Annotated in this window: 8 protein-coding genes; 1 reads left to right on the forward strand and 7 read right to left on the reverse strand. The window is 73.8% G+C overall.

The features are described 5' to 3' along the window. From cbiE to G3I53_RS11900, 6 genes are all read right to left on the reverse strand, one after another. Positions 1-404 (reverse strand): precorrin-6y C5,15-methyltransferase (decarboxylating) subunit CbiE (gene cbiE / locus G3I53_RS11875; protein ID WP_343240606.1); only part of this gene is annotated, 404 nt, incomplete at its 3' end. 106 nt (positions 405-510) lie between these two features. Further along, positions 511-1,278, reverse strand: coding sequence for a respiratory nitrate reductase subunit gamma (gene narI, locus G3I53_RS11880; RefSeq protein ID WP_164334640.1), 768 nt, complete (start codon positions 1,276-1,278; stop codon positions 511-513). Next, positions 1,275-1,937, reverse strand: coding sequence for a nitrate reductase molybdenum cofactor assembly chaperone (gene narJ, locus G3I53_RS11885; RefSeq protein ID WP_164334639.1), 663 nt, complete (start codon positions 1,935-1,937; stop codon positions 1,275-1,277). Before narJ ends, narI begins: the two co-directional genes overlap by 4 nt. Beyond that, entirely contained in the window at positions 1,934-3,631 is a 1,698-nt protein-coding gene (gene narH, locus G3I53_RS11890) for a nitrate reductase subunit beta (RefSeq protein ID WP_164334638.1), read from the reverse strand. Before narH ends, narJ begins: the two co-directional genes overlap by 4 nt. Continuing rightward, entirely contained in the window at positions 3,631-7,314 is a 3,684-nt protein-coding gene (locus G3I53_RS11895; RefSeq protein ID WP_164334641.1) for a nitrate reductase subunit alpha, read from the reverse strand. Before G3I53_RS11895 ends, narH begins: the two co-directional genes overlap by 1 nt. A 184-nt stretch (positions 7,315-7,498) precedes the next feature. Beyond that, the gene (locus G3I53_RS11900; RefSeq protein WP_164438315.1) at positions 7,499-8,008 is read right to left on the reverse strand and encodes a hemerythrin domain-containing protein; all 510 of its coding nucleotides are present in this window, start codon (positions 8,006-8,008) and stop codon (positions 7,499-7,501) included. A gap of 354 nt (positions 8,009-8,362) precedes the next feature. Here G3I53_RS11900 and G3I53_RS11905 point away from each other — a divergent pair, with 354 nt between their 5' ends. Continuing rightward, entirely contained in the window at positions 8,363-8,785 is a 423-nt protein-coding gene (locus tag G3I53_RS11905; RefSeq protein ID WP_164338186.1) for a pyridoxamine 5'-phosphate oxidase family protein, read from the forward strand. Positions 8,786-8,891: 106 nt separating this feature from the next. Here G3I53_RS11905 and G3I53_RS11910 read toward each other — a convergent pair whose 3' ends face one another. Then, positions 8,892-9,887, reverse strand: a complete 996-nt coding sequence (locus G3I53_RS11910; RefSeq protein WP_164338185.1) for a nitroreductase family protein — start codon at positions 9,885-9,887, stop codon at positions 8,892-8,894. Between the last annotated feature and the right edge of the window lie 301 nt (positions 9,888-10,188).

Genomic DNA, 10,188 nt, shown 5'->3' on the forward strand with positions numbered 1-10,188 from the left:
ACGAGGGTGACGACGTGGGTGTCCTCCACCGGCCAGGCGAGGCGGGCGCAGGCGAGGGTGACGGAGGAGGGGTGCGGCAGGACGTGGACGGCGCCGGGTCCGAGGAGGTCGGTGAGGGTGCGTCCGATTCCGTGGAACATGGGGTCGCCGCTGGCGAGGACGGCGATGCGGCGGCCGGCGTGCGCGTCGAGCAGGCCGGGGACGGCGGGCCGCAGCGGTGACGGCCAGGGGACCCGCTCGGCGCGGCACTCGGGGGGCAGCAGCGCGAGTTGGCGCGGGCCGCCGATCACGGTCTCGGCGTCGAGGAGTGCGGCCTGTGCGGCGGGCGGCAGTCCCTGCCAGCCGTCGGCGCCGATCCCGACGACGGTCACCGGGGCGGTCGGGGCGGGTCGGGCGGGCGTCACGTGCGGGTTCCTCGGGGTCAGGATGGCATCGGATAGGCACTCTACGGGGTGGCCGGCCGCCCGCCGCCGGCCGGGTCGGGGCCCGCTCGGCGCCGTCCGGTGCCGGTCAGCCGGTGCGTTCCCACCCGCGGTGCGGGGGCCGGGTGCCGAGGCGTTCGTCGCGGCTGCGGTAGACGATGTAGGGGCGGGTGAGGTAGCCGAGGGGAGCGGTGAGCATGTGGACGAGGCGGGTGAAGGGCCAGAACGCGAACAGCAGCAGGGCGCTGAGGGCGTGCAGCTGGAACAGGAGGGGGGTGCCGGTCATCAGGTCGGGGTCCGGCTGGAGGTAGAATACGGAGCGGAACCAGGGGGAGATGGTCTCGCGGTAGTTGTAGCCGCCGCCGACGACGTTCGCGGCCACGGTGGCGGCCAGGCCCAGTCCGATGGTCACGGCCAGCGACAGGTACATCGCCTTGTCGTTGACGGTGGTGGCGGAGAACACGGGGCCGACGGTGCGGCGCCGGTAGATCAGGATGATCATGCCGCCGACGGTGGCGACCCCGGCGGCCACGCCGAGGACGACCGCGAGGACGTGGTAGGTGTGCTCGCTGATGCCGGCGGCCTCGGTCCAGCTCTCCGGGACGAGCAGCCCGCCGATGTGGCCCAGCAGGACCAGCAGGATGCCGAAGTGGAACAGGGGGCTGCCGATGCGCAGCAGCCGCCGCTCGTAGAGCTGGGAGGAGCGGGTGGTCCAGCCGAACTTGTCGTAGCGGTAGCGCCAGACGTGGCCGAGGACGAACACGGCGAGGCTGACGTACGGCAGGACGACCCACAGCAGGATGCCGCCGGTGCCGGACTCGACGGCCAGGGGCAGCGGGTGGGCGGGAGCGGTCATCGGGGGCCTCCGGCCGGCGGGACGGGCGGGAACTGCGGCGGTGCGTAGGGGTCGAGGCCGACCTGTTCCTCGGGCGGGCCCTCGGCGGCCAGGCGGGCGACGGCCTCGCGTTCGTCCCCGGCGAGGGCGGGCAGGGTGGCCGAGACGGAGGCGAGGACGCCGGCCCAGGGCGAGCCTGCGTCGCGCAGGGAGAGACGCAGCAGCTCGCAGCCGGCGCGGTGCTCGGTGAGCAGGCGGTGTCCGGCGGCCGGTTCGGCGCCCGCGAACTCCAGGACGACGGCGAGGTGGTCGGGCAGTTCGTCGTCGCCGAGCCGCCAGCCGGCCCGGGCGTAGGTCTGCTTCAGGCGCACGAGGGCGAGGCCGCGTTTCCGGGTGTCGCCGTGCGCGTAGTACGTCAGGTAGGGGCTGCAGCGTCGGCGGTGGTCGAAGGTGTCGACGTAGGCCTCCGCGAGGGCGGCGGGGCCCGTGCGGTCCGCGTGGGCGGTGAAGTCCAGCAGCGGGTGGGCGACGTCGCGGGGCAGGGTCGCGGCGGCGCGGCGGGCCAGGTCGAGCCGGGCGGGGAAGTCGTCGTCGGGGTAGGCGAGGAGGAGGGACTGGGCCTGCCAGGCGACGGGGTGCCAGGGGCGGGTGCGGGTGGCGGGACGGATGCGTCTCCTCATGGCCTGGGGTCCACCTCGCCTTCGCCGCCGGGGGCGTCGTCCGGTCCGGGCCGGGGCGGGAACATGCCCGGTGGGGCGCTTCTGCCGTCCCAGTTCAGGAGGTTGACGCGGGTCTCCTTGTCGGTGGGTGCGGCCGGGCTGTCGGAGGTCTGGCGGTCACGCAGCGCCCGGTAGTTCTCCACGGCGATGGGGGCGGCGCCGCCGGACGTCTCGCCGAAGGGGCCGGAGCCGCCCATGCCGGGGCCGCCCTCGTAGTCGAGGCTGCACTCGGTGGCCAGTTCCTCGAGACTGTGGGCCTGTTCGGCGTGGGCGGCCGGGATGACGTACCGCTCGTCGTACTTGGCGAGGGCGAGCAACCGGTACATGTCGTACATCTGCTCCTCGCCCATGCCGACGGACTCCGGGACGGAGGCGTCGGGTTCGCGGCCGAGGTTGATGTCGCGCATGTAGGAGCGCATGGCGGCCAGCCGGCGCAGCACGGCGTCGACGGGGGCGGGGTCGCCGGCGGTGAACAGCTGGGCCAGGTAGTCGACGGGGATGCGCAGGGCGTCGACGGCGGCGAAGAGGGTGCGGTGGTCCTCCGCGTCCCGGCCGGTGTCACGGACCGCGTCGACGACCGGGGACAGCGGCGGGATGTACCAGACCATGGGCAGGGTGCGGTACTCCGGGTGCAGCGGCAGGGCCACCCGGTAGGTGTTGATCAGGGCGTGGACCGGCGAGCGCTGGGCGGCCTCGACCCAGTCGTGCGGGATGCCGGAGCGTTCGGCGGCGGCGACCACGCGCGGGTCGTGGGGGTCGAGGAAGACCTGCCGCTGCGCCTCGTAGAGGTCGGTGTCCTCGGGCGTGGAGGCGGCTTCGAGCACGCGGTCGGCGTCGTAGAGGACGAGGCCGATGTAGCGCAGGCGGCCGACGCAGGTCTCGGAGCAGACGGTGGGCAGGCCGACCTCGACGCGGGGGAAGCAGAAGGTGCACTTCTCGGCCTTGCCGGTGCGGTGGTTGAAGTAGACCTTCTTGTACGGGCAGCCGGTGACGCACATCCGCCAGCCGCGGCAGCGGTCCTGGTCGACGAGGACGATGCCGTCCTCCTCGCGCTTGTAGATCGCGCCGGAGGGGCAGGAGGCCGCGCAGGACGGGTTGAGGCAGTGCTCGCAGATGCGCGGCAGGTAGAACATGAAGGTCTGCTCGAACTCCAGCTTGATCTTCTCGGAGACCTGGCCGAGCAGCACGTCCTTCTCGCCGTGGCGGTCCGAGCCGCCGAGGTTGTCGTCCCAGTTCGCCGACCAGGTGATCTTCAGGTCCTTGCCGGTGATGAGGGACTTGGGGCGGGCGACCGGGGTGTGTTCCTGCAGGGGGGCGTTGATGAGGGTCTCGTAGTCGTAGGTCCAGGGCTCGTAGTAGTCGTCCAGGGACGGCAGGACGGGGTTGGAGAAGATGGTGATCAGCTTCTTGAACCGGCCGCCGGCCTTGAGGGCGAGCCGTCCGCGCTTGTTCAGTTCCCAGCCGCCGCGCCAGGTGTCCTGGTCCTCGTAGCGGCGGGGGTAGCCCTGGCCGGGCCGGGTCTCGACGTTGTTGAACCAGACGTACTCGACGCCGGTGCGGTTGGTCCACGCCTGTTTGCAGGTGACCGAACAGGTGTGGCAGCCGATGCACTTGTCGAGGTTCATCACCATCGCCATCTGGGCCATCACGCGCATCAGTACGTCACCTCCTGGTTGCCGCGGCGGCGGATGACGGTGACCTCGTCGCGCTGGTTGCCGGTCGGGCCGAGATAGTTGAAGGCGTAGGAGAGCTGGGCGTAGCCGCCGATGAGGTGGCTGGGTTTGATCAGCAGCCGGGTCAGCGAGTTGTGGATGCCGCCGCGCCGGCCGGTGGTCTCGGTGCGGGGCACGTCGATGAGCCGGTCCTGGGCGTGGTGCATGTAGACGGTGCCCTCGGGCATGCGGTGCGAGACGACGGCGCGGGCGGCGACGACGCCGTTGCGGTTGACGGCCTCCACCCAGTCGTTGTCCCGCACGCCGACCTTGGCCGCGTCCAGGGTGCTCATCCAGATGACGGGCCCGCCCCGGGAGAGGGACAGCATGAACAGGTTGTCCTGGTACTCGGAGTGGATGGACCACTTGTTGTGCGGGGTGAGGTAGCGCACGGTCACCCCGAGTTCGCCGACCTCTCCGAGCCGGGGTTCGCCGAACAGCGCGTCCATGTTCAACGGCGGCCGGTAGACCGGGAGTTGTTCGCCGAGGGCGCTCATCCAGTCGTGGTCGAGGTAGAAGTGCTGGCGGCCGGTCAGGGTGTGCCAGGGCTTGAGCCGCTCGACGTTGACGGTGAACGGCGAGTAGCGGCGCCCGCCGGACTCCGAACCGGACCACTCGGGGGAGGTGATCACGGGCACCGGTGCGGCCTGGGTGTCGGCGAAGGTGATCCGCTTGCCCTCGTGCTCGGCGGCCAGGTCGGCGAGCGGCCGGCCGGTGCGCGCCTCCAGGGTGCGGAAACCCTGCGTGGCCAGATGCCCGTTGGTGGTGCCGGACAGGGCGAGGATCGCCTCGCAGGCCTGGGCGTCGCGGGCGATGCTGGGCCGCCCGTCGGCCGCCCCGCCGCGCACGGTGCCGTTCTTGTGCCGCAGGTACTCCAGCTCCGGGCCGACCGTGAAGGTGACGCCCTTGGTGGTGGCGCCGAGGGTGTCCAGGAGCGGGCCGAGGGCCTCCATCCGGTCGGCGACGGCGCCGTAGTCGCGTTCGACGGTGACCAGCTTCGGCAGGGTGCGGCCGGGCACCGGTTCGCACTCCCCCGCCCGCCAGTCACGCACCCTGCCGTGCGGGGTGGCCAGTTCGTCGGGGGTGTCGTGCAGCAGCGGGGCGGCGACCACGTCCTTGCGCACCCCGAGGTGAACGGCGGCCTGGCGGCTGAACTCCCGCGCGAGGGTGCGGAAGGTGTCCCAGTCGGTGCGGGTCTGCCAGGGCGGGGCGATGGCCGGGTTGAAGGCGTGCACGAAGGGGTGCATGTCGGTGCTGGACAGGTCGTGCTTCTCGTACCAGGTCGCCGCGGGCAGCACCACGTCGGAGAAGACGGTGGTGCTGGTCATCCGGAAGTCCAGGGTGAGCAGCAGGTCCAGCTTGCCCTCGGGGGCCTCCTCCCGCCAGCGCACGTCGCGGGGCCGGGCCCCGGGCGGTGCCTCGGTGGCGCGCACCGAGGAGTCGGTGCCCAGCAGGTGCTTGAGGAAGTACTCGTTGCCCTTGGCGGAGGAGCCCAGGAGGTTGGCCCGCCACACGGTGAGCACCCGCGGGAAGTTCTCCGGCGCGTCGGGGTCCTCGCCCGCGAACCCCAGCTGTCCCGCCTTGAGTTCGGCCACCACGTGGTCGGCCGGGCTGCGGCCCGCCGCGTCCGCCTCGTCGGCCAGGTCGAGCGGGTTGCGGTCGAAGGTCGGGTAGGACGGCATCCAGCCGAGCCGCGCGGACTGAGCGATGACGTCCGCCGTGCTCCGGTCGGCGAACGGGCCGCCCGCGCCCCGGGCCGCGAGGGTGTCCGCGGAGAACGGGTCGTAGCGGTACTGGTCGCTGTGCAGGTACCAGTAGGCGGTCTGGATCATCTGCCGGGCGGGCCGGTTCCAGTCGGCTGCGGTCGCGATCGCCGAGTAGCCGGTGATCGGGCGGACCTTCTCCTGCCCGACGTAGTGCGCCCAGCCGCCGCCGTTCACGCCCTGGCAGCCGGTCAGCGTGGTGAGGGTGAGGAAGGCCCGGTAGATGGTGTCGGAGTGGAACCAGTGGTTGGTGCCCGCCCCCATGATGATCATCGAACGGCCGCGGGACTCCTCGGCGTTGGCCGCGAACTCCCGGGCGATGCGGGCGGCGCGGCCCGCGTCGACACCGGTGACGGCCTGCTGCCAGGCGGGCGTGTACGGCTCGTCCGGGTCGTCGTAGCCGGTGGGCCAGGTGCCGGGCAGGCCCGGCCGCGCCACCCCGTACTGGGCGAGGAGCAGGTCGTAGACGGTGGTCACCAGACGCCCGCCGATCCGGCGCGCCGGGACACCGCGCAGCAGCCGGCCGGCACCGCCGCCGGGGGCGTCGAAGCGGGGCAGTTCCACGACGACGGGGGTCGCGCCGTCGCCGTCGGCGGACAGCAGCGGGTCGGTGTCGCCGAGGTCGAGGTTCCACCGGCCGGCCCCGGACTCGGCGAAGCGGTCGCCGAGGGTGCCGCCGGGCACCACCGGCCGCCCGTCGGCCGCGTCCAGCAACACCGTGCGGAACGCGGCGTGTTCGGCCCCGGCGTGCTCGCCGCCGAGGTCGGCCGCGGTGAGGAACTTGCCGGGGGCCAGGACACCCGGCTCGTCCTTCCGCTCGTCCAGGGTGATCAGGAACGGCAGGTCCGTGTAGCGCTTGACGTAGTCGGTGAAGTACGGGGTGTCCCGCTCGACGAAGAACTCCTTCAGGACGACGTGGCCCATCGCCATGGCCAGCGCGCCGTCGGTACCGGGCTGGGCGGAGAGCCACTCGTCGGCGAACTTCACGTTGTCCGCGTAGTCCGGGGAGACCGCGACGACCTTCTGGCCGCGGTAGCGGGCCTCCGCCATCCAGTGGGCGTCCGGGGTCCGCGTCACCGGCACGTTGGAACCCCACATGATGAGGTACCCGGCGTCCCACCAGTCGCCGGACTCCGGCACGTCGGTCTGGTCGCCGAACACCTGCGGGGAGGCCACGGGCAGGTCGGCGTACCAGTCGTAGAAGGAGAGCATGACCCCGCCGAGCAGGGAGTAGAAGCGCGCCCCGGCCGCGTGGGAGACCATCGACATGGCGGGGATCGGGGAGAACCCGGCCAGCCGGTCGGGGCCCCAGCGCCGGATGGTGTGCACATGGGCGGCGGCGACGAGTTCCGCGGCCTCCGCCCAACTCGCCCGCACCAGGCCGCCCTTGCCGCGGGCCCGCTTGTAGCGGCGGGCGCGCCCGGGGTCGGAGACGACGTCCGCCCAGGCCGCCACCGGGTCGCCGAGCCGCGCCTTGGCCTCCCGGTACATCTCCAGCAGGACGCCCCGCACGTAGGGATAGCGCACCCGGGTCGGCGAGTACGTGTACCAGGAGAAGGCGGCGCCGCGCGGGCAGCCGCGCGGTTCGTACTCGGGCCGGTCGGGGCCGACGGAGGGGTAGTCGGTCTGCTGCGCCTCCCAGGTGATGATGCCGTCCTTGACGTACACCTTCCAGGAGCAGGAGCCGGTGCAGTTCACACCGTGGGTGGAGCGCACCACCTTGTCGTGGGACCACCGGTCCCGGTAGAACTCGTCGGCCTCGCGGCCGCCCTTGCGGTGCAGGGTACGCAGGTCCGGGGAGACCTCCGCCCGGGTGAAGAAGCGCCGCGAACGGACCAGCGCCTCCGTCAGCCCGCCGTCCATGCCCGCCCGGGTCCGCTCGGGGTTCGTCTCCGTGCTCACCGCGGCACTCCACTCCTGGGCGCGACGCCCGTGGTTCGGTGTTCGGTTTCCGGCGGCCCGACTCTACGACCGCCTTCTGTGGGAAGGTGCACCACCACGCCAGGAATCGTGCGCGATTCCCGCGCCCGGACCGGCGGCACCGCGGTCACCGGGGCGGGCCGGCGGGCTCCCGGCGGCCCGCCCCGGCCGGCCCGGACAGGGCCCCGCCCGCCCGGGCCCGCTCGGCCTCGACGGCCTCCCACTCCTCGGTGCCGAGCAGTGCGAGGGCGGCCGGGAAGACGCCGTCCTGCTCCTTGAGGATGTGGGCACGGAGCAGGTCCATGGCGTGCAGCAGCCGGTCCGGCCAGGCCGGATCGGCGGGGACCGCCCCGTCGGCGGCCTCGGCCAGCACGGCGTCGACCGAGCGGTGCTCGGCCTCCAGCTGCGCGATCCGGTCCGGGAAGTCCCCGGCGAGAGCGGGGAACAGGCCGTGCTCCTCGACCCGCGTGTGCGGACCGAGCACCCGCGCGACCGCACGGGCGGTCCGCGCCATCCCGGCCGTGTCGCCCTTCCGGTGGGCGGTCCGCACATGGCTGATGAGGCGGACGACCTCGTCGTGCTCCCGGGTCAGCTCGTCGATCGCCGTCAGGGACTGGCAGCCGCAGTACTCGCACATCACGGGACTCCCGGGGTGGTCGGTGGCGGGGCCCCTGCCCCGCCCGGGTGATGCCCGGCCGCCGGGGGGCGCCCTCGTGATCAGTGTCCCGTCCGGGGCCGGGCCGGCCGGTGGGGCCGAAGGTCCCGGATGTGGCGCGAAACGTCCCCCCGGTCGGGACTGGCCCCCGGGACCGCCCGCGGCGACGGCGACATCCGGCGGAGCACGACGTGCGCGGAGCACGACGTGCGCGGAGCACGACGTGCGCGGAGCACGACGTGCGCGGGGCGCCCCCGGGCGGTGTCCGCCGCCGGGCGGCGGAAGGGGGCCGGTCGGCCCTAGCCGCGGGCCGGACGGGGCGACGACCATGGAACGATGTTCCAGAACGACGTGTTCCGTGCCCTCGGACGGCAGGAATGCCTGCGGCTGCTGGCCACGGCGCCGGTCGGGCGGGTGGTGTACACCCGGCAGGCCCTGCCCGCGGTGCTCCCGGTCAACTTCTCCCTGGACACGGACTCGTCCGTGATCCTGTGCACCTCCGCGTCCTCGGACCTGGTGCGGGCCGTCGACGGAGTGGTCGTGGCCTTCGAGGCCGACGAGTTCCACGCGGAGACGCGGTCGGGCTGGAGCGTCGTCGTCACCGGCAAGGCCGCCGTCGTGACCGACCCCGCCGAACGGGACCGGCTGGCGCGGCTGGGCCACACCTCGTGGATGCCGATGCTCGACGGGGTGTACGTGCGGATCGAACCGGAGATGGTCACCGGCCGGGAGCTGAACGCGTCGGCCGCGGCGCGGTGACGCCGGCCCGGCGGGCCGGGCGCCCCCCGGTGACCCGGTCACTCGGCCGGTGACCCGGTCACTCGGTCACTCGGTCACCCGGTCACCCGGTCACTCGGTCACTCGGTCACTCGGTCTCGAGGATGTCCCGGACGGGGCGGCGGGGTGTCGCCGGGCCGCGGGGACCGTAGCCGATGCGCAGGACCATCTGCGCGTCACCGGTCCCGGACGCCGGGTCGCGGGCGAGCAGCCGCAGTCCGGGCTTCTCCAGGGCGTGCGAGGTCAGCGAGGTGGCCAGGTCCGCCAGCGTGGCCTCGAGCAGCACCCGTTCCATGGCCTGCCCGGCGCGCAGCCACGCCTCGGGGCCGTCGCCGCGGGTGCTCAGCACGGCCAGGTGGGCGACCTGCTCGAAGACGCTGGAGCCGCGGTCGGCGACCGGGCGGCGTCCGGCGAAGTCCCGTACCGGTGCCCGGCCGCCCAGCCTGCCCGGGCCGAAGGCGTACTCGGGGACGCCGTCCACGGCGACGTCCGCGTCCGCCCCGAGCCGGGTCCAGCGCTCCAGGTCCTCGCGGGCGCGGGGGTCCAGGTCGTCCCGGCTCTCCGCGTCGCGGACCAGGTCGAGCAGGGTCTCCGCGTGCCAGGCGCCGGAGAAGTGCAGCTGCGCGCCCTCCTTCGCGGCGGCGTCCCGCAGGACGGTCCGCAGCTCCTCCGGGAGGTCCTTGTCGGCGAACGGGTGGCGGCTGGTGTGCCGTTGCCGGATCGCCGGGTGCAGCCGCGCGAGGTCCGCCGGTACCGGTGAGCCGTCGGCCGGGTCGTCGAGGCGGACCTCGGCGAGCAGCCCGGGTTCGTCCGGGTCGGGCAGCAGGGCCGTCACGGGGACGAGTCCCGCGTGCGCGGCGGCGACCCGCAGGTTGAACAGGGCGGCACCGCACCCCAGGTGCAGGGCGCGGTGGTCCGGGTCGGAGCGGGGCATCGCCCGGCCCAGGTCGGCGCGCAGCTGGAGCACCCGGCGGGCCACGAGGTGGCGGAAGCGCCAGGGCTGCGCGTTGTGCATGGACGGCGCCGCCGCTGCCTCGGCGACCAGCGCGGTCACCGTCCTGTCGTCGAGGGGTGACGAAGCCATGGCATCCTCCTCACGCGCCGGCGGGACACCGCCGAGGGCCACGAACCACCGCTCGCCCCGTCGTCCCGGGGTGCGGGTGCCCTTGCTTCCAGGGTCCCCCGGCGGACCCCGCCTCCCCCGCGGCCCCGAGGTCCCCGGCCCGGGGGCCGACCGGCCCTTTTCAGGGTCCGGAGCGAGCCCCCGGCCGGCGACCCCCGCGAGCCGGCGCGAGTCCCCGCGCGCCCGGAGCCGACGCGGGACCGCAGGAGCCCGAGGCCGACGCGGGTTCCCGGGAGAGCCCGGAGCGGACGCAGGGCCGCAG

It is taken from the genome of Streptomyces sp. SID14436 (genome assembly GCF_010548465.1).
Classification (GTDB): domain Bacteria; phylum Actinomycetota; class Actinomycetes; order Streptomycetales; family Streptomycetaceae; genus Streptomyces.